General features: G+C 65.7%; 18 protein-coding genes and 1 tRNA gene. 7 read left to right on the forward strand and 12 right to left on the reverse strand.

Annotated features, from left to right (window positions below; all coding sequences use genetic code 11):
- Positions 1-55: 55 nt before the first annotated feature.
- Positions 56-1,615, reverse strand: coding sequence for a methionine--tRNA ligase (gene metG / locus H7J73_RS17595; protein WP_264068806.1), 1,560 nt, complete (start codon positions 1,613-1,615; stop codon positions 56-58).
- 26 nt (positions 1,616-1,641) lie between these two features.
- On the opposite strand from metG, the gene H7J73_RS17600 reads away from it, so the two are divergent.
- The 3 genes from H7J73_RS17600 (at position 1,642) to rsmA (ending at position 4,674) form a co-directional block, all read left to right on the forward strand.
- Positions 1,642-2,496 (forward strand): TatD family hydrolase, encoded by an 855-nt coding sequence (locus H7J73_RS17600; protein ID WP_264068807.1) that lies wholly within the window; start codon positions 1,642-1,644, stop codon positions 2,494-2,496.
- A gap of 151 nt (positions 2,497-2,647) precedes the next feature.
- Entirely contained in the window at positions 2,648-3,775 is a 1,128-nt protein-coding gene (locus H7J73_RS17605) for a resuscitation-promoting factor (RefSeq protein ID WP_264068808.1), read from the forward strand.
- Positions 3,772-4,674: a 16S rRNA (adenine(1518)-N(6)/adenine(1519)-N(6))-dimethyltransferase RsmA gene (gene rsmA, locus H7J73_RS17610; protein WP_264068888.1), complete on the forward strand. Its 903-nt coding sequence runs from the start codon at positions 3,772-3,774 to the stop codon at positions 4,672-4,674. Before H7J73_RS17605 ends, rsmA begins: the two co-directional genes overlap by 4 nt.
- A gap of 63 nt (positions 4,675-4,737) precedes the next feature.
- On the opposite strand, the gene H7J73_RS17615 is transcribed toward rsmA, so the two are convergent.
- Both H7J73_RS17615 and H7J73_RS17620 read right to left on the reverse strand, forming a co-directional pair.
- Positions 4,738-6,276 carry an amino acid permease gene (locus H7J73_RS17615; protein WP_264068809.1) on the reverse strand — a complete coding sequence of 513 codons (1,539 nt, stop codon included), beginning with the start codon at positions 6,274-6,276 and terminating at the stop codon, positions 4,738-4,740.
- Between the two features lie 112 nt (positions 6,277-6,388).
- Positions 6,389-7,297 (reverse strand): serine/threonine-protein kinase, encoded by a 909-nt coding sequence (locus H7J73_RS17620; protein WP_264068810.1) that lies wholly within the window; start codon positions 7,295-7,297, stop codon positions 6,389-6,391.
- A gap of 66 nt (positions 7,298-7,363) precedes the next feature.
- Between H7J73_RS17620 and H7J73_RS17625 the strand changes: the two genes are divergently transcribed.
- Together H7J73_RS17625 and H7J73_RS17630 are read left to right on the forward strand one after the other, a co-directional pair.
- Positions 7,364-8,317 (forward strand): 4-(cytidine 5'-diphospho)-2-C-methyl-D-erythritol kinase, encoded by a 954-nt coding sequence (locus tag H7J73_RS17625; RefSeq protein WP_264068811.1) that lies wholly within the window; start codon positions 7,364-7,366, stop codon positions 8,315-8,317.
- A 277-nt stretch (positions 8,318-8,594) separates the two neighbouring features.
- Positions 8,595-10,229, forward strand: a complete 1,635-nt coding sequence (locus H7J73_RS17630; RefSeq protein WP_264068812.1) for a fatty acyl-AMP ligase — start codon at positions 8,595-8,597, stop codon at positions 10,227-10,229.
- Here H7J73_RS17630 and H7J73_RS17635 read toward each other — a convergent pair.
- Complete coding sequence (locus H7J73_RS17635; protein WP_264068813.1) at positions 10,222-10,740, reverse strand: DUF6611 family protein; 519 nt, start codon at positions 10,738-10,740, stop codon at positions 10,222-10,224. The genes H7J73_RS17630 and H7J73_RS17635 overlap by 8 nt on opposite strands.
- Before the next feature lie 116 nt (positions 10,741-10,856).
- Here H7J73_RS17635 and H7J73_RS17640 point away from each other — a divergent pair, with 116 nt between their 5' ends.
- Positions 10,857-11,906 (forward strand): epoxyqueuosine reductase, encoded by a 1,050-nt coding sequence (locus H7J73_RS17640; protein WP_264068814.1) that lies wholly within the window; start codon positions 10,857-10,859, stop codon positions 11,904-11,906.
- 11 nt (positions 11,907-11,917) lie between these two features.
- Here the strand turns inward: H7J73_RS17640 and pth are convergent, their stop codons facing one another.
- The 7 genes from pth to H7J73_RS17675 form a co-directional block, all read right to left on the reverse strand.
- A complete protein-coding gene (gene pth, locus H7J73_RS17645; RefSeq protein ID WP_264068815.1) occupies positions 11,918-12,493 on the reverse strand; it encodes an aminoacyl-tRNA hydrolase in 576 nt (191 codons plus the stop codon).
- A 26-nt stretch (positions 12,494-12,519) separates the two neighbouring features.
- Entirely contained in the window at positions 12,520-13,185 is a 666-nt protein-coding gene (locus tag H7J73_RS17650; RefSeq protein WP_264068816.1) for a 50S ribosomal protein L25/general stress protein Ctc, read from the reverse strand.
- Between the two features lie 276 nt (positions 13,186-13,461).
- Positions 13,462-14,118, reverse strand: a complete 657-nt coding sequence (locus tag H7J73_RS17655) for an LpqN/LpqT family lipoprotein (RefSeq protein ID WP_435405518.1) — start codon at positions 14,116-14,118, stop codon at positions 13,462-13,464.
- A gap of 2 nt (positions 14,119-14,120) precedes the next feature.
- On the reverse strand, positions 14,121-14,483 hold the full coding sequence (gene arsC / locus H7J73_RS17660; protein WP_264068818.1) for an arsenate reductase (glutaredoxin): 363 nt from the start codon (positions 14,481-14,483) through the stop codon (positions 14,121-14,123).
- A gap of 1 nt (position 14,484) precedes the next feature.
- A complete protein-coding gene (locus H7J73_RS17665; protein ID WP_264068819.1) occupies positions 14,485-15,465 on the reverse strand; it encodes a ribose-phosphate diphosphokinase in 981 nt (326 codons plus the stop codon).
- Positions 15,466-15,569: 104 nt separating this feature from the next.
- Positions 15,570-17,018, reverse strand: a complete 1,449-nt coding sequence (glmU, locus tag H7J73_RS17670) for a bifunctional UDP-N-acetylglucosamine diphosphorylase/glucosamine-1-phosphate N-acetyltransferase GlmU (RefSeq protein WP_264068820.1) — start codon at positions 17,016-17,018, stop codon at positions 15,570-15,572.
- A 76-nt stretch (positions 17,019-17,094) separates the two neighbouring features.
- Positions 17,095-17,166 (reverse strand) — tRNA-Gln (locus tag H7J73_RS17675).
- A gap of 105 nt (positions 17,167-17,271) precedes the next feature.
- Here H7J73_RS17675 and H7J73_RS17680 point away from each other — a divergent pair.
- Positions 17,272-17,865 carry a TetR/AcrR family transcriptional regulator gene (locus tag H7J73_RS17680; protein ID WP_264068889.1) on the forward strand — a complete coding sequence of 198 codons (594 nt, stop codon included), beginning with the start codon at positions 17,272-17,274 and terminating at the stop codon, positions 17,863-17,865.
- Positions 17,866-17,888: 23 nt separating this feature from the next.
- On the opposite strand, the gene H7J73_RS17685 is transcribed toward H7J73_RS17680, so the two are convergent.
- Complete coding sequence (locus H7J73_RS17685; protein WP_264068821.1) at positions 17,889-18,995, reverse strand: diaminopimelate decarboxylase family protein; 1,107 nt, start codon at positions 18,993-18,995, stop codon at positions 17,889-17,891.
- Positions 18,996-19,095 lie beyond the last annotated feature (100 nt).

A 19,095-nucleotide genomic window follows, 5' to 3' on the forward strand; every position in this document is an offset into this window, starting at 1 on the left:
CCGATGTGACAGCGCCACCTCGCATTGTGGCGCAGCTCACTCGTCTTCGGTTGGGTTACTCGTCGTCGGTCGGCGCGACATACCGCGGGAAAACCCCTTCCGGCTTCGGTAGGGGGGTCCCGGCGACCAGTCGGGTACCGATCGCGGTGAAGGTCCGTTGATCTTCCGGCTGGCCGAGCAGGTCCAGCAGCTTGGCCGCCGCCGCCGGCATCACGGGTTGCACCAACAGAGCGGCGATCCTGACCACTTCCAGCGTCGTGTAGAGCACCGTCGAGAAACGTTGCTGATCGACCTCGGAGTCGGACTTGCGCAGCACCCACGGTTCCTGCGCGGAGAAGTATCGGTTGGCCGCACCGAGCATCAGCCAGATCGCTTCCAGCGCCTGATGCATGGCCTGCTCGTCGAAGAACCCGCGGACCTTCGCCAGTAGCGCATCGGCCTCAGTCAGCATGGTCTCGTCCTCGGCGCTGAATTCGCCTGGGGTGGGGGCTATTCCGTCGAGATTCTTGTTCACCATCGACAGCGATCGCTGCGCGAGGTTGCCGAGCTCGTTGGCCAGATCGGAGTTGATCCGGTTGATGATGCCCTCTTCGCTGTAGCTGCCGTCCTGCCCGAACGGCACCTCGCGGAGCAGGAAGTAGCGCACCTGGTCCAGGCCGAAGGCATTGATGAGGTCGACTGGATCTACTACGTTGCCCACCGACTTGCTCATCTTCGCGCCGCTGTTGAGTAGCCAGCCGTGAGCAAAAACTCTGCGGGGCAACTCGATTCCGGCTGACATCAGGAACGCCGGCCAGTAGACGGTGTGGAACCGGATGATGTCCTTGCCGATCATGTGCAGATCGGCCGGCCAATACCGTTGAAAGGCAGAGGAATCGGTATTCGGGAAGCCGACCCCGGTCAGGTAGTTGGTCAGCGCATCGACCCAGACGTACATCACATGATCGGGGTGGCCGGGCACTGGCACGCCCCAGTCGAATGTCGTCCGCGAGATCGACAGGTCGCGCAGGCCGCCCGAGACGAAGCTGACCACCTCGTTGCGACGGACCTGGGGTGCGATGAATTCGGGGTGCGCCTCGTAATGGGCCAGCAGCCGGTCGGTGTAGGCCGACAGCTTGAAGAAATAGGTCTGCTCCTCGGTCCAGGTGACGGCCGCTCCGGTGTCGGTCGCGACCCGGACGCCGTCGGCGTTGACCGAGGTCTCTGATTCCGTGACGAAACCCTCGTCGCGCACGGAATACCACCCCGAGTAGCTGTCGAGGTAGATATCGCCCGCATCGGCCATCCGCTGCCAGATCGCCTTGGATGCCTCGTAGTGATCGGGGTCCGACGTCCGGATGAACCGGTCGAACGAGACGTTCAGCTTCTCCTGCAGCGCCTGGAAGACATCGGAGTTGCGCCGGGCCAGCTCGGCGGTCGGAATGCCTTCCGCGGCGGCGGTCTGGGCCATCTTGAGGCCGTGCACGTCGGTGCCGGTAAGGAAGCGGACGTCGAATCCGTCGAGGCGTTTGAACCGCGCGATCGCATCGGTTGCGATGTACTCGTAGGCGTGTCCGACGTGCGGTACCCCGTTGGGGTAGGCGATCGCGGTCGTGACGTAGTAAGGCTGGCTCATCAGGTACTCCACCTTATTGTGTGGCGGTGAGTTCGAAACGCTCAGCCGGACGTGCCGCCCCCCCGCTTCCCGAGCCGTTGACCCCCCTGATCGACGCGCACACCCATCTCGACGCCTGCGGGGCGCAGACCGCCGACGATGTGCGGGCGATCCTGGACCGGGCCGGCGCGGTGGGCGTTGCGGCGGTCGTCACGATCGCCGACGACCTGGACGCCGCCCGCTGGGCCGCCGGTGCGGCCGAATGGGACCCCAGGGTGTACGCGGCGGTCGCGCTGCACCCGACGCGGGCCAATGCCCTCGACGACGCGGCGCGGGTCGAGTTGGAGCAGTTGGCGGCCCACCCACGCGTGGTGGCGATCGGTGAGACGGGGATGGATCTGTACTGGCCGGGGCGGCTGGACGGCTGCGCCGAACCCGCCGTCCAGCGGGAGGCGTTCGCCTGGCATATCGATCTGGCCAAACGGGCCGGAAAACCGTTGATGATTCACAATCGGGACGCCGACGCCGACGTGTTGGATGTGTTGCGGGCCGAAGGCGCTCCCGACGCCGTGATCTTTCACTGCTTCTCGTCGGGGCCGGAGATGGCACGGACCTGCATCGACGCTGGGTGGTATCTGTCGCTGTCGGGCACTGTGAGCTTCAAGAACGCCACCGAACTGCGAGAAGCTGCTTTGCTCATCCCGGCTGACCAGCTCCTCGTCGAGACGGATGCGCCGTTCTTGACGCCCCACCCGTATCGTGGGGCGCCGAATGAGCCGTATTGCCTGCCGTACACGGTGCGGGCATTGGCCGATCTGACCGATCGGCCCTCTGGCGAACTCGCCCGGCAGTCGTCAGCAAACGCCCGCCGGGTGTACGGGCTGGACCTGTCAGCGAGCTGAGTGGCCGCAGACGGGCTCAGAAAGCCCCACAACGCACGGCGGTGGCGCGCGCAGAGTTGCCGCATTGTGTCGGGGTTCGTTACCGTCTTGTTATCAACAGGCGCCCGACGTGGCGCCTGCCTTTGCGAGTGAACCCAGGAACGCCTCAACTTTGAACGCACTTACGAAGCTTCATCAGTCCCGATCGATGATGTTGCGGATTCTGGTCGCGGCGTTGCTGATTGCGCTCACCTTTGCGGGTAGCTACGCCGTCGCGGCCCACAAGACGGTCACACTGAGCATCGACGGGGCACCGATGACGGTCACCACGATGAAGTCCCGCGTGATCGATGTGGTCCGTGAGAACGGCTTCTCGGTCGGCGATCGTGACGATCTGTTTCCGGCCCCTGACCAGCCGATTCAGGATGCCGAGACGATCACCCTGCGGCGCAGCAGGCCGCTGGAGATCTCCTTGGACGGCCGGGACAGCAAGCAGGTGTGGACGACGGCGTCGACGGTCGACGAAGCACTGTCACAGCTGGCCATGACCGACACCGCTCCCGCGGCCGCGTCGCGTGGCACCCGCCTCCCGCTCGCCGGGATGGCGCTGCCCGTGGTGAGCGCGAAGACCGTCCAGATCAACGACGGCGGTGTGGTGCGCACCGTGCACCTTGCCGCGCCCGACGTGGCGGGCATCCTGGCCGCCGCCGGCGCCCCGCTCGAGCAGAGCGACCAGGTGGTGCCGACGGCATCTTCTCCGGTGATCGCCGGTATGCAAATCCAGGTGACGCGCATCCGCTTGGCGAAGGTGACCGAGCGACTCCCGCTCGCGCCGCCGGCGCAGCAGATCCAAGATCCGACGATGAACATGAGCCGGCAGGTAGTCCAAGACCCAGGAACGCCCGGGGTGCAGGACGTCACGTTTGCCGTCGCGAGTGTCAACGGGACCGTCACGGGTCGGCTACCGGTCGCCAACGTGGTGATCACCCCGGCCCGCGATGCGGTGCTGCGAGTGGGCGCAAAACCCGGGACCGAGGTTCCGCCGGTGTCGAATGGAGTCATCTGGGATGCCCTTGCGCGGTGCGAATCGGGCGGCAATTGGGCCATCAATACGGGTAACGGTTTTTACGGTGGTGTCCAATTTGATCAGAACACCTGGGAGCGTCAGGGCGGACTGCGCTATGCTCCTCGTGCGGACCTGGCAACCCGCGAAGAACAGATAGCCATAGCGGACGTCACACGGGCTAGGCAAGGTTGGGGTGCTTGGCCGGTGTGCAGTGGTAGGACGGGTGCATCCTGACGATTCGTCTTCTCGGGCGGACCGAGATCAGAAATCTGGCCAAGGAGCTTGACTTCCGGCCACGTAAGTCGCTGGGACAAAACTTTGTCCATGACGCTAATACCGTCCGGCGGATCGTCTCGTCGTCCGGGATCAACCGGCACGATACGGTCATCGAGGTGGGGCCGGGTCTCGGCTCGCTGACGCTCGGTCTGCTGGACCGCGGCGCCACAGTGGCCGCCGTCGAGGTCGATCCGGTACTCGCGCAGCGACTGCCGCAGACCATCGCCGAGCATTCACACAGCGAGATCCACCGGCTGACGGTGCTCAACACCGACATCTTGACGCTCCGTCGGGCAGACCTGGATGTGGAGCCGACCGCCCTGGTCGCGAACTTGCCCTACAACATCGCGGTGCCGGCGCTGTTGCACCTGATGGCCGAGTTCCCGTCGATCAAGACCGTGATGGTCATGGTGCAGGCCGAGGTCGCCGAGCGTCTCGCCGCTGAACCGGGTGGCAAGGATTACGGCGTGCCCAGCGTCAAGGTGCGCTTCTACGGCCGCGTCCGGCGCTTCGGCATGGTCTCGCCGACCGTCTTCTGGCCGATCCCGCGGGTGTACTCAGGTCTGGTGCGCATCGATCGGTACGAGACCACGCCCTGGTCCACCGACGAAGAGTTCCGTGATCAGGTGTTCAACCTGATCGACATCGCCTTTGCCCAGCGCCGCAAGACATCGCGCAACGCGTTCCTGGAGTGGGCCGGCTCGGGTAACGAGTCCGCCAGCCGACTGTTGGCTGCCAGCATCGATCCGGCTCGTCGGGGTGAGACCCTGGCCGTCGCTGATTTCGTCCGCCTGCTGCAGCGTTCCGGTGAATCGGAAGAGCAGCGAGCCCAGCGCGTCCGGTCGTCCTCGACTTAGGTATCTCTGCAGCGCAGACCGCCTGGCCGACGAGATGTCGACCGGGCGGTCTGCGTTTTGGTGCTACTCGTCGGGCGCGGAGCTTTCCTTTTCGGCCGCCGCCTTCTTCTTCGCGGCTGCCGCGGCATCCTTACCGAGCAGTTCGTCCATCAACGGCGTCTCGGCGTACACCGGGTAGTTGCCGGTGATCCCGACGCGCTCCTGCGCCATCTGCAGCACGCGGCCCCGCACGCCGTACCAACCGGCGATCAGGACCGGGATGATGACGACGATCGCGATGGCGTTCCAGTAGTTCTCGATGCACATCAGCAGCGTCACGGCGGCCAGGAAGATCAGTGTGGCGTAGCTCGTGTAGGGGGTGCCGAACAGCCGGAACGCGGGACGTTCCAGGATGCCCTTCTGTGACCAGCGGTATAGCTGGATCTGACAGATGACGATGGTGGCCCAGGAGGCGATGATGCCCAGGGCGGACAGGTCGAGGGCGATGTTGAACGCCTCGGCCGGCACCACCAGGTTGAGGAACACCCCGACCACCGTGAAGCATGCCGTCAGGGCGATACCGGCCCATGGGACGCCACGTTTGGACATCTTGGCCGTGAACTTGGGCGCGCTGCCGTTCATCGACATCGACCGCAGGATGCGACCGGTCGAGTAGAGACCCGCATTGAGGCTAGACAGGGCGGCGGTGAGCACCACGAAGTTCATGATGCTGCCCGCTCCCTCCACTCCGATGCTGGAGAAGAACGTCACGAACGGACTGGTGCCGGATTTGTACTTCGTGAACGGCAGCAGTAGCGCGAGCAGGATCAGCGAGCCGACATAGAACACCGCGATCCGGAAGATCACCGAGTTGATCGCCTTGGGCATCACCTTGGCGGGTTCGGCCGTCTCGCCGGCGGCGGTACCCACCAATTCGACTGCCGCATAGGCGAAGATCACTCCCGAGATGATGACGACGAGTGCCAGCAGACCGTTCGGCAGAATGCCGCCGTTGTCGGCGATCACCGACGGGCCGGTGGTCGCGCCCTCGATCTTGAAGCGGCCGGCCAGGAACACGATGCCGACCACCAGGAATGTCACCAATGCGACGACCTTGATCAGAGCGGCCCAGAATTCCATCTCGCCGAACCACTTCACCGAGATCATGTTGATGCTCAACACGATCAACAAGGCGATGAGCGCGATCGTCCATTGGGGTATTACTTCGAACGCCCCCCAATAGTGCATGTACAGCGCGATGGCGGTGACGTCGACAATGGATGTGCACGCCCAGTTGAAGAAGTACATCCAGCCGGCGACGTAAGCCGCTTTCTCGCCGAGGAATTCGCGTGCATAGGACACGAACGAGCCCGAGGACGGCCGGTGCAGCACCAGCTCGCCGAGGGCGCGGAGGATGAAGAAGACGAAGACGCCGCAGATGGCGTAGACGATGAACAAGCCGGGGCCTGCGCTCGCCAGTCGTCCACCTGCACCCATGAAGAGGCCGGTGCCGATGGCGCCACCGATCGCGATCATTTGCAGCTGGCGAGGTTTGAGACCTTTGTCGTAGCCCTCTTCTTCATGAGCGAGCGCCGAGTTGTCGTACTTGGTGGGAGCGGCCATTTCGCTGACGCTAGCGGCGACGTGTCGCAGCGGATACTGGAGCGGAGTTAACCTTGCGTTACGGAAAACCTAAACTCATCGCCACGTAAAATCTGGTGAACATTGACGGCGATCACCGTAATGCCCGCGTAATGAGTCTTATGAACTCCGAACAGGATTCGTAGCGGGCCTCGGGGTCTTTGGCCATCGCCTTGGCCAGGATCGAGTCGAATGCGCGGGGGATCCAGGCGACGTCGCGTGACACTTTCGGCGGTGCCTGATGCAGTTGTGCTTCGACCAGCGCGATGGGGGTCGGCGCCACGAACGGTGGTTTGCCGGTGATGAGTTCGACTGCGGTGCAAGCGAGTGCGTACTCGTCGGTGGCGCCGGTGGGCTGGTGGCCCTGCAGTAGTTCCGGGGCGGCATAGGGCAGCGAGGCCTGAACCTGGGTGGGCCGATCTGGCGGTCGCTGTGCGGCCCGCTTCGCCGGATCCAGGGTCAGGCTGTGCGTGGGATGCTGCGCGAGGCGCAGTTGGGCGTCCTCGGCCAGTGAGTGCGCGACGCCGAAGTCGATGAGCACCGCGCCGCGGGTCGAGAAGTCTTCGGAGACAAGGATATTCGACGGCTTAACATCACAGTGCACGATCCCTTTGCGGTGGGTGTAGTCCAGGGCTTCGGCGGTCTGTGCCAGCGCCGTCAGCCGGTTGGCCAGGGTGTGCAGAATGCTCGCGTTGCCACCGTCGATGTACTGCATCGCCAACCAGTAGGGCCCACGGTCGTACATTTCGACGATATGCGGATGCTCTAGCTGCTCGGCGAGTTCGAACTCGCGTTGCAACCGGCCCAACTCCAGCTGGCTGCGGCGATTGGCGCTGAGCACTTTCAGTGCGACGGCTCGGGTGGAATCCTGGTGATCGGCACCCCGGGCGTGCGCCAGGTACACCGTGGCGCTGCCGCCGCGGCCGAGCTCTCTGTCCACCGCGTAGCCGGCGGCAACCCCACCGTCGACGGTCCCGCCGGTCTGCTCACCAGAACCTGGCACGTCGTCAGCCTAGTGACCTGAGCTCGCTTTCCCGTGTTTTCGCCTGAGCCCCGATAGTCTCGTGACGTGACCGCATCGGACGGGAGCACCGCCGCTGACTGGGTGCCGACAGGATCGGTAACTGTCCGGGTGCCCGGCAAGGTCAACCTCTACCTCGCGGTCGGTGACAACCGCCCGGACGGCTACCACGAGCTGACCACAGTGTTTCACGCCGTCTCGTTGTTCGACGAGATCACGGTGCGGACCGCGGACGTGCTGTCTCTCGACGTCATCGGCGAGGGGGCCGAGTCGCTCCCGGTCGACCAACGCAATTTGGCCTGGCAGGCCGCCGAACTACTGGCCGAGCATGTCGGGCGTACCCCTGAGGTGTCCATCACCATCGAGAAGGCGATCCCGGTCGCCGGTGGCATGGCCGGCGGCAGCGCGGACGCCGCGGCGGTGCTGGTCGCGATGAACACGTTGTGGGAGACGGGTGTGCCGCGTCGCGATCTGCACGCGCTGGCCGCCCGGCTGGGCAGCGATGTGCCGTTCGCGCTGCACGGCGGTACCGCGCTGGGCACCGGCCGAGGTGAGGAGCTGGCCACGGTGCTGGCCAGGAACACCTTTCACTGGGTCTTGGCGTTCGGGCGGCGGGGCATGTCGACGCCCGCGGTATTCCGGGAGATCGACCGCCTCCGTGAGGTCGGTGAGCCGCCCCGCATCGACGAGGCCGAGCCGGTGCTGGCCGCCCTGGCCGCGGGCGATCCCCACCAGCTGGCGCCATTGCTGGGCAACGAGCTGCAACCGGCCGCGTTGTCCATCGACCCGGAACTGCGCCGCACGTTGCGGGCGGGCGTCGAAGCCGGCGCGCTGGCCGGGATCGTGTCCGGCTCCGGTCCGACTTGCGCCTTTCTGTGCTCGTCGGCCTCGTCGGCTGTCGACGTCGGCACCGAGCTGGCGGGAGCGGGCGTCTGCCGGACCGTCCGGGTAGCCAGCGGGCCGGTGCACGGCGCCCGAGTGGTGCCCACCCCGGTCTCCTGACCTCGGCTGCGACGGAAAACTCCCCCAAAGTTTGGCAGTTACTTAAGAGAAGCTTAAGATGATCGGCGGTGACGAGTAACGGTCAGTCAATCGACAGCACGTGGACGCCCTTCGGCGGCTACGGCGCGTTACTGTCGCAGGTCTCATCTGGTCCAATCCGAGACCTAACCGCAGCTCAATTGTGTGTGCGCGCCTCCTTGGGTGCGACCACCGCCAGGCGCAGCATTGATGTCTGGGCTCCGTCACTGTCGCCGCTCCGGAAGCCGAGGAGGTCCTCGTGAGCAGATTTACCGACAAGATGTACTACAACGCCAGGAACAGCACGAAGGGCATGGTGACCGGCGAGCCGGTCGAGCCCGTTCGGCACACCTGGGCGCAAGTGCATGAGCGCGCCCGGCGCGTCGCAGGCGGCCTCGCTGCCGCAGGCGTCGGTCCCGGTGACGCGGTCGGTGTTCTCGCGGGTGCCCCGGTGGAGATCGCCCCGACGGCGCAGGCCCTGTGGATGCGCGGCGCCAGCCTGACGATGCTGCACCAGCCCACCCCGCGTACCGACCTGGTGATGTGGGCCGAGGACACCGTCCACGTCATCGACATGATCGAGGCCAAGGCCGTCGTCATCTCGGACCCGTTCCTGGTGGCCGCGCCGGTTCTGGAGGAGAAGGGCATCAAGGTCCTCGTCATCGAAGAGCTGATGGCCCACGAGGGAATCGATCCGGTGGAAACCGGCGAAGACGATCTCGCGCTCATGCAGCTGACGTCCGGATCTACCGGCTCGCCCAAAGCGGTGCAGATCACCCACCGCAACATCCACTCGAACGCCGAGGCGATGTTCATCGGTGCGCAGTACGAGGTCGAGCGGGACGTCATGGTCAGCTGGCTGCCGTGCTTCCACGACATGGGCATGGTCGGCTTCCTCACCATTCCGATGTACTTCGGTGCCGAGCTGGTCAAGGTCACGCCGATGGACTTCCTGCGCGACACCCTGCTGTGGGCCAAGCTCATCGACAAGTACAAGGGCACCATGACCGCGGCGCCCAACTTCGCGTATGCGTTGCTGGCCAAGCGGTTGCGCAGGCAGGCCAAGCCAGGTGACTTCGATCTGTCGACGCTGCGGTTCGCGCTGTCCGGCGCCGAGCCCGTCGAGCCCGCCGACGTCGAGGATCTGCTGGACGCCGGTAAGCCGTTCGGTCTGAAGTCCTCGGCGATCCTGCCCGCCTACGGCATGGCCGAGACCACTCTGGCGGTGTCGTTCTCCGAGTGCAACGCCGGTCTGGTGGTCGACGAGGTCGACGCCGACCTGCTGGCCGCGCTGCGCCAGGCGGTGCCGTCGTCGAAGGGCAACACCCGCAGGCTCGCGACGCTGGGGCCGCTGCTGACCGATCTGGAAGCCCGCATCGTCGACGAGCACGGCAATGTGATGCCGGCTCGCGGCGTCGGCGTCATCGAGTTGCGCGGCGAGTCGCTGACTCCCGGCTATCTGACCATGGGTGGCTTCATCCCGGCGCAGGACGAGCACGGCTGGTACGACACCGGAGACCTGGGCTACCTGACCGAAGACGGCCACGTCGTCGTGTGTGGCCGCGTCAAAGACGTCATCATCATGGCGGGCCGCAACATCTACCCGACCGATATCGAGCGGGCTGCGGGCCGCGTCGAAGGCGTTCGTCCCGGCTGTGCCGTGGCGGTCCGTCTCGATGCCGGGCACTCGCGGGAGACCTTCGCCGTCGCCGTCGAGTCCAACGCGTTCAAGGACCCGGCCGAGGTGCGCCGCATCGAGCATCAGGTCGCGCACGAAGTGGTTGCCGAGGTCGACGTCCGGCCGCGCAACGTCGTCGTGCTCGGGCCCGGCACCATCCCCAAGACACCCTCGGGCAAGCTGCGTCGCGCGAACTCGGTGGCGCTGGTCACCTAGCGGCGATCTCCTCGGTCAACTGGCCGAGCCGCTGGTATGCGTGCCAGCAGATTGCCTCGTGTTCGGATTCTCCGAGTACACCTTCGGCCCGGCTGGCATCGGCGGCCAGTAGCTCGGTAGCCAACGCGCGTGCCGCGTCGAGGCGCCGTCGACCTTCCTCGTCGTGCTCGCCCGACACCGTGATACCGATGAAAGTCCTTACGCGGGTCCGGGTTCCGCCTGACAGGGCGAAGGTAACCGCGCCGGAGAGCACCCAGACGGTGGTGGAGATCGCCGTCGCCCACGTCGTCGCGACAGCGTGCGTGAGCCAGATCTGCGTAGCCAGGAACACCACCATCCCCCACGCCGGCCAACTCCGCCACGCGCGCAGCAGTCGCCGTTCCTCGGGGGAGATGCCGGGCGGGAACATCACCAGTCGAAACCGGGTCACCCCGTAGCGGCAGGGGTAGATGTCGAAGTATCCCCAGCTGCGTCCGCTGCCGAACGAGCGGAGCGGTCGTTTCTGCTCCATGTCTTCCACATCTACGCCGGTTCCTCCGGCCGGCCCACCGTCTGGACGTTTTCTTTACGTTTTCTGTGTGGCTGCCGGAGGAGACGCGATGCTAGGTATGGTTTACAATACTCAGAATGAATGACCGACCCTCCCTGCCGGCGAAGCTCGCCAGTCATCCGACGGTGCAGAAAGTGCTGGCCCGCGGTGCCGGCCGTAACCCCGCCAACTCATCGGTGATCGACGCGGACTGGCTGCGGGAGATCTGCCTGGCTGCCGGTGCCGACGACGTCGCCTTCGCGAGCGTCGCGAACCCGGCGCTGGCCTCGGAGCTCGAGCATGTGGAAGGTGCCTTACCCGGCGCCAAGAGCTTCATCTCGTTGGTGGTGCGGATGAACCGGGACAACGTGCGCTCGACCGCGCGCAGTGTCGCCAATCAGGAGTTTCACCGCACCGGCGAGATCATCAACGAGGCAGCGCACCAGATCACGCGTACCCTGCAGGATCTCGGTCGCCGCGTCCTGAACCCGTCGGCGACTTTCCCGATGGAGATGGACAACTTCCCCGGCCGCATCTGGGTGGTGGCCCACAAGCCGGTGGCGGTGGCCGCGGGTCTCGGCGTGATGGGCATTCACCGCAACGTCATCCACCCGAAGTTTGGCAATTTCATCTTGCTCGCGACCGTACTCGTAGACGCCGAGATCTCCAGTTACGGTGCGCCACTTGATTACTCGCCATGTCTGGAGTGCAAGCTATGCGTGGCGGCCTGTCCGGTCGGGGCCATTGGCAAAGATGGCGACTTCGATTTCGTCGCGTGCTCGGTGCACAACTATCGCGAGTTCATGGGTGGGTTCACCGACTGGGCGCAGACCATCGCCGACAGCTCCGATGCTGCTGACTTCCGTTCCCGGGTAACCGATTCGGAGAACGCGTCGATGTGGCAGAGCCTGTCGTTCAAGGCCAACTACAAAGCGGCCTACTGCCTCGCGGTGTGCCCGGCGGGTGAGGACGTCATCGAGCCGTATCTCGACGATCGCAAGGGTTTCATGGACCTGGTGCTGAAACCGTTGCAGGAGAAGAAGGAAACGCTCTACGTGCTACCGAACTCCAAAGCCAAGGCGTTCGCCGAGAAGCGGTATCCGCACAAACCGGTCAAGGTCGTCGACAGCGGTATCCGGGGTCGCTGATTTGCCCGCGGTTACCAGGCGTGGACGGTGTTCTGCGCCGGCTCCAGGCCGAGCTCGACCAGAAGTTCGGTGGCGTCGGCAGCCTGCTCGCAGATCGTCGGCACCTCGGTACGTTCGCCTGCGCTGAAATTCTCCAGCACGTACGCGGCCGGATCTTTACGGCCAGGAGGACGTCCGATGCCGACGCGCACTCGCTGAAAGTCTTTGGTGCCCAGAACTGATGCCACCGAGCGCAGGCCGTTGTGACCGCCCTCGCCGCCGCCGAGTTTGAGCCGGATGCGGCCGAAGTCGATATCGAGCTCGTCGTGCACGATGATCACGTCACCCGGCGCCACCGAGTAGAAGTTCGCCAACGGTCCGACCTGGCGGCCCGATTCGTTCATGTACACGCGCGGCTTGGCCAGCACGACGGACCGGCCCCCGAGGTGGCCAGCGGCCACCTCGGCGCCGGAACGTTTGTGCACCTTGAAGTTCGAGCCCATCCGGTCGGCGAGGATATCGGCGACCATGAACCCGATGTTGTGCCGGGTTTTGGCGTAGTTCGGCCCGGGATTGCCCAGGCCGACCACCAGCAGGGGATCGGCCACTTCGGTCGCTTCCCGTCGCCAGCCGGTTACTCGGAGTCGGATTTGCCAGCCTCGTCATCGGACGCCTCTTCGGATGCCGCGGCGGGCTCGTCGGCGGCCTCGCCGGCACCCTCGGCTTCGAGGTCCGCGGCGGTGGGCGCGACGATGACGTTGACGACCAGCAGCTCCGGATCGGAGATCAGCGTGACACCGTCGGGCAGCGGAATCTGGGCGGCGGTGAACTGCGTGCCGGCCGGGATGCCCTCCACCGACAGCGTCAGCTGCTCGGGGATCGACATGGCGTCGGACTCGATCTCGATGGCGTTGGCTTCCTGGTTGACCAGGGTGTCGGGGCCGGCTTCGCCCTCGACGACGACGTTGACCTCGACGGTGACCTTTTCGCCGCGGCGGACCAGGATCAGGTCGACATGCTGGATCTCGCGACGGATCGGGTGAACCTCGATGGCCTTGGGCAGCGCCAGTGCCTCGGTGCCCGCGACGTCGAGCGTGAGGACCGCGTTGGTGCCGAAGTTGCGCAGGACGGCGGCGAACTCGCGGGCCGGCAGCAGCAGGTGCTGCGGGTCGGTGCCGTGGCCGTAGAGGACCGCGGGGACCTGGCCTTCGCGGCGGGCACGGCGCGAGGCGCCCTTGCCGGTCTCTTCACGAACCAACGCGACGATGTTGTTTTCGGCGTGGGTCTTGGTCTTGGCCATGGTGTCGCTCCTGTGTTGCTGTGCGGAATTCGGTTTCGAGGCACAGCCAGAGCGGACAACCGCAGAAGAATGCGGGATCTCCGTCGATAACGGTGGTCTAGCCACCCTCGCCGTGACGCTTGGCAAGGTTAACGCATCGGAGGAGGAGAAACGAAATCCGCCGGAACGGGAACCGGGTGCCCGTGAGCGGCGGTTATCTGCGCGAGCAGGCGCAAATTGCCCTCAAAAGCCGCGCTGAGGTACCTCTTTACGTCTGTTCGCGAACAGGAGCTGCGGTCAGGGCACCTTCACCGTGAAGCCGTCGATGATCGCCTGGATGTCGTCGGCGTCGGCGACGGCCTGATCTGCCTTGCTCGTCACGGTCAGCTGAACGAGGTACCGCTGGAACGTCTTGGTCACGGGGATGACGATGCGGTTGTAGGTGTGTAGCCGATCGCCCTTGGCATTGTCGTAGCTGCCCTCGATCATCGCCGACGGGAAGCCGTCGAAGTCGGCGAAGGATTCATTGAGCTTGGTGAAGTTCTGCGACATCGTGGCATCGGCGTTGGCGTGTTTGATCGCGTCGGCGACATCGAAATCGCCGTGCAGTTTGAAGGCGACCAGGGTCGCGGTCGGGTAGGTGTTGTTCCTGGCGATGACGACGGTTCCCGGTGCCGAACTCGGATCGGTGTAGCGCTGCCAGCCCTTCGGGGACGGCATGGTGACCGTGATGTCGGTCAGCTTGTCGCTGGGGACCGGCTCGCCGCGGACGCCGAGCCGTTCCAGGTAATCCGAGAAGGGTATGGGCGCCTCGGTGCTGGGGGACCCAGACGTAGATGCCGACGGAGTGGTCACGCCGGTACTCCAGATCGACTGGTAGTCGGGCGTTTTCGACCCGCAGGCCGATAACGCCAGCAGGGCCACGACCGCGCCCGCTGCCACGCGGCGGCGCACGGTCACAGAATCTCGCGGACCGAATCGATCGGACGGGCCAGGCGGGTGCCCTTGGCGGTGACGACGAAGGGCCGCTCGATCAGGATCGGGTGCTGCGCCATCGCGTCGAGCAATTCGTCGTCGGAGGCGTCGGCCAGGTTGAGCTCGCCGTAGAGCGCTTCGCGTTTGCGGACCGCGGTGCGCACGTCGATGCCGGCGTCGGCGATCATCGTGGCGAGCTCGGCCCGCGACGGCGGTGTCTTCAAGTACTGCACGACCGTCGGCTCGATACCGTTGTCCCGCAACAGGTCCAGCGTCTTGCGGGAGGTGCTGCAGCGGGGGTTGTGATAGATGATCGTGTCGCTGGCGGGACGGGTGCCGGACAAGCTAGGCCATTCCGTCGAAAAGCCCGGTGACCGAGCCGTTTTCGAACACCGCCCGGATTGTGCTGGCCAGCAGGGGAGCGATTGACAGGACCGTAAGCGCCGCGAACTGCTTGCTTTCGTCGATCGGCAGGGTGTTGGTGACGATCACTTCACGCGCGCCGCAGTCGCTCAGTCGCTGCGCGGCCGGCTCCGACAGCACGCCGTGGGTGGCGGCGATGATGACGTCCTTGGCGCCGTCCTCCCGCAGCAACTTCACGGCGCCGGCGATGGTGCCGCCGGTATCGATCATGTCGTCGGTGAGGATGCAGGTCTTGCCGTGGACGTCGCCCACCACCCGGTTGGACTTCACCTGATTCGGCACCAGGGGGTCGCGGGTCTTGTGGATGAAGGCCAGCGGTACACCGCCGAGCGAGTCGGCCCACTTCTCCGCGACGCGGACGCGACCGGAATCCGGGGAGACCACCACCAGGTCGCCGTCACCGTAGTTGTCGGCGATGTAGCCGCACAGCAGCGGCTGGGCCCGCATGTGGTCCACCGGGCCGTCGAAGAAGCCCTGGATCTGGTCGGTGTGCAGATCCACCGACACGATGCGATCCGCGCCGGCGGTCTTGAGCAGGTCGGCGACCAGTCGCGCCGAGATGGGTTCGCGGCCACGGTGCTTCTTGTCTTGGCGGGCATACGGATAGAACGGCAGGATTGCGGTGATCCGCTTGGCGCTACCGCGCTTGAGGGCATCGATCATCAGCAGCTGTTCCATCAGCCAGTGATTCAGCGGCGCGGGATTGCTCTGCAGAACAAAGGCGTCGCTGCCGCGAACGGACTCGTCGAACCGGACGAAGATCTCGCCGTTGGCGAAGTCCCGCGCGGTCTGCGCGGTGACATGAACGTCGAGTTCTTTGGCCACCTGCTCGGCCAGTTCGGGGTGCGCGCGACCCGAGAAGAGCATCAGGTTCTTGCGGTTGTCGGTCCAGTCGTGGCTCACGGGAATGCCGCCCTCGAAGGTCGGGGATCGATACGGGGCAATGGTACGTAGCGTTTCTTGGTCCCCGTTCGCGGGTTACCAGATTGCCAACGGAAAGCGTCTGATCAGTCGGTGTTCTCAGTCGCCTTGCGGGCCGCTTCGGCCGCCGCGCTGCCCGGCCGCTTCCGCTGTACCCAGCCCTCGATAGTGCGTTGCGGACCCGCCGAGACAGCCAGCGCGCCGGGTGGAACGTCCTCGCGGACGACGGTGCCTGCGCCGGTGTAGGCACCGTCGCCGACCGTGACCGGGGCGATGAACATGGTGTCGGATCCGGTCCTGACGTGGGAACCCACGGTGGTGCGGTTCTTGGTCTCGCCGTCGTAGTTGACGAACACGCTCGAGGCGCCGATATTGCTGTGCTCGCCGATGTCGGCGTCGCCGACGTAAGTCAGGTGCGGCACCTTGGTGCCGGTCCCGATCGAGGCGTTCTTGGTCTCGACGAATGCGCCCAGCTTCCCGTCGCTGCCCAGCGAGGTGCCTGGCCGCAGGTAGGTGAAGGGGCCGACGGTGGCTCCGTCGCCGATCGAGGACGACGTGCCGTGCGTGCGGATCACCGACGCCCGGTCACCGACGGAGACGTCGTCGAGCGTGGTGTCGGGGCCGATGGTGCAGTGCGATCCGATTTGCGTCGTACCCAGCAGTTGGGTGCCCGGGTGGATCACGGTGTCCTGGCCGATGGTCGCGTCGATATCGATCCAGGTCGACGCCGGGTCGACGACGGTGACGCCGTTGCGCTGATGAGCCGCCACGATGCGGCGATTGAGTTCCGCCCCCAGTTCGGACAGCTGGACGCGGTCGTTGACGCCGGCCAGAAGTGCGTGGTCGTCGACATGCTTGGCGTGCACGATCTGCCCGTCCTGGCGCACGATCGAGATCACGTCGGTCAGGTAGAGCTCCTGCTGGGCGTTGTCGGAGCGCAGCCGGTTCAGTGCCGAGCGCAGCGGGGCGATGTCGAAGGCGTAGACGCTGGCGTTGACCTCACGGATCGCGCGTTGGGAGGCAGTGGCGTCGGCCTGCTCGACGATGGCGATGACCTCGCCGTCCTGGGTGCGCAGGATCCGGCCGTACCCGGTCGGGTCGGCCAGCGTGGTGGTCAGCACGGTCACTGCGGCGGGTTCGGCGCTATGGGTGGCGATCAGGTCGGCCAGCGTCTCGGCATCCAGCAGTGGGATGTCGCCGGAGGTCACCACCACGACGCCCTGGAAATCTGTTGGCAGAGCCGAGAGCCCGCACAGTGCCGCGTGACCCGTCCCGAGCTGTTGCTCCTGCACCGCGATATCGATGGTGCGGCCGAGCGTGTCGGCCAGTTCGGTCACGGCAGGTGCGATCTGCTCGCGATGCTTGCCGACCACGACCACCAGATGCTGAGGCGCGACCTTGGCCACGGCGTGCAGGGCATGCGAGAGCATGCTGCGACCGGCCAGCGGGTGCAGGATTTTCGTGGTGTCGGACCGCATCCGGGTGCTTGCACCTGCGGCCAGCACCAGGACGGCGGATTCGCCTTGTGTTGTCATGAGAGCTCCGTGCCTAAAGTCGCAAGACTTGCTCGTACCTCGCTCGCTTGCTCCGTGCCTAAAGGCGCAAGACTTGCTCCGTCGCCAGGACTCGAACCTGAACTGTCTGAACCAAAATCAGAAGTGCTGCCGATTACACCACGACGGACCGGGGGGATCCGAGCGTTGATCCTAACGGAGGAGGTGAGGCGGAGCGGATACCCTGACTATCGTGGCAGCTCCCGATAAAGAAGTGCGTGCGCCCCGCGCCCGGATGACCGGCAGCGAGCGCAGGCACCAACTCATCGACATCGCCCGCGCACTGTTTGCCGAACGCGGCTACGACGCGACGTCGATCGAGGAGATCGCGCAGCGCGCCAATGTCTCCAAGCCTGTGGTCTACGAGCACTTCGGTGGGAAAGAAGGCCTGTACGCGGTCGTCGTCGACCGGGAGATGTCGGCATTGCTCGACGGGATCACCTCGTCGTTGACCATGAACCGGTCCCGCGTGCGCATCGAGCGCGTCGCACTGGCGTTGCTGACCTACGTGGAAGAACGCACCGACGGATTCCGCATCATGATCCGCGACTCGCCCGCTTCCATCAGTTCGGGCACCTACTCCAGTTTGCTCAATGATGCGGTCAGCCAGGTCGCGTCGATCCTGGCGGGCGACTTCGCCCGCCGCGGGCTCGACCCCGACCTCGCACCGCTGTACGCGCAGGCCCTGGTCGGCTCCGTCTCGATGACTGCGCAGTGGTGGCTCGACACCCGCGAACCGAAGAAGGAAGTGGTGGCCGCCCACCTGGTCAACCTGATGTGGAACGGGTTGATCCAGCTCGAGGCCGACCCGCACCTGCAGGACGAGTAGGTCCCCCGAACCCGGGGGTGTCCTCAGCCCTGATCCCTTGCCAGCCGGTCAGCGGTGCTCTCGCGCCGGATCAGCTCGTGGATGCGACGGTCTTTCACCGCCACCAGTGAGGCGCTGCCGTGGCCGGCGCCTGTGCCCGGCACGGCCAGCAGATCGCCGGGGTGCAGATCGGCGGGCAGTTCGATGCACTGTCCATTGACCATGGACATGCGCGACGGTCCGAGCGAATGCCGGTTCGCCAGTGTGACGATGGCGCCTGCGCGGATGTCGCCATCCGTTGCGACGAGAGCGCGCCCGTCGGCACAGGATCGGACGGTGCTCACCCGGTGCAGCGTCACGCCGGCTTTGGCACTGATTTCTGCGCCTGTCTCGATGATCAGTCGCGGCCGCGGAAAGCGTTCGGCCGCACATGCCTCGTCCAGTGCTTCGTCCACGTCCGCGGCGACCGGATCCGCACCGCCGACGGCGACCTCGGTGAGCACCACGTGATGATGGGCCCGGGTGTCGGCCAACACGGCGACGGCGTTGCGGACAGCGTCGTGCTCACAGTGCACCCCGACCAGCTCAAGCTGGGGGGCGGCGAGCAGGTGGCGGATCGGCGCCGCGGGGTCGACGTCCGGGGTCACCCGCAGCAGTACCGGTTGGGGTCGGCGGACCAGGCCCGCGAGGTAGGCGATGTCGACGGCATTTTCGACCACGACGCGGCCGATGCCTGCCGCCACCGCGTCGCGAAGATCGTCGTGGGTGTTCGCAGTGCCGGTCCAGGTGATGCGGACCGGGTCGACTCCGCCGGCGAGGGCAGTGGCGAGTTCGGCGGCCGAACACACCGCAACCCCCAATGACTCGTCCCTGGCCCAGCGGGCGACGGCGATGGTCAGCAGGGCCCGGCCGGTGTAGACGATCTCCGCGTCCGGGACGGCCCTGCGGTAGCGGCGGGCCCGGTGGCGGAAGTCGTCCTCGTCGAGGACGCAGGTCGGGGTACCGAATTCATCGGCCACCTCCGTCAACGCGATGCCGCCGAGGCAGAGTCGGCCGAGATCATCGGTGTGGGTGGTCAGCGGCCAGATCGCCGGGTCCAGGCGCGGCCTGGTGGCCAGACGCAGTGACGGCAGGATGTCCAACAGGGTCATGGCTCAACGGTGCGCTCACCGGCGGCGCCTGCGACCGGCGTTGACGATGTCTTGACGGCCAGGATCCGAATTTTGACGTCGCTGGTGCCTGATAGGTGCC

Origin of the sequence: Mycolicibacterium komossense (genome assembly GCF_025822605.1) — a bacterium.
Classification (GTDB): Bacteria; Actinomycetota; Actinomycetes; order Mycobacteriales; family Mycobacteriaceae; genus Mycobacterium; species Mycobacterium komossense.

Excerpts from the sequence above, each read along its gene's own strand:
- metG (WP_264068806.1), bottom strand. The coding sequence starts at position 1,615 with ATGAGCCAGCCTTACTACGTCACGACCGCGATCGCCTACCCCAACGGG.
- H7J73_RS17615 (WP_264068809.1), bottom strand. The coding sequence starts at position 6,276 with ATGGCCGCTCCCACCAAGTACGACAACTCGGCGCTCGCTCATGAAGAA.
- H7J73_RS17635 (WP_264068813.1), bottom strand. The coding sequence starts at position 10,740 with ATGGAGCAGAAACGACCGCTCCGCTCGTTCGGCAGCGGACGCAGCTGG.
- H7J73_RS17640 (WP_264068814.1), top strand. The coding sequence starts at position 10,857 with ATGAATGACCGACCCTCCCTGCCGGCGAAGCTCGCCAGTCATCCGACG.
- H7J73_RS17650 (WP_264068816.1), bottom strand. The coding sequence starts at position 13,185 with ATGGCCAAGACCAAGACCCACGCCGAAAACAACATCGTCGCGTTGGTT.
- glmU (WP_264068820.1), bottom strand. The coding sequence starts at position 17,018 with ATGACAACACAAGGCGAATCCGCCGTCCTGGTGCTGGCCGCAGGTGCA.
- H7J73_RS17680 (WP_264068889.1), top strand. The coding sequence starts at position 17,272 with ATGACCGGCAGCGAGCGCAGGCACCAACTCATCGACATCGCCCGCGCA.
- H7J73_RS17685 (WP_264068821.1), bottom strand. The coding sequence starts at position 18,995 with ATGACCCTGTTGGACATCCTGCCGTCACTGCGTCTGGCCACCAGGCCG.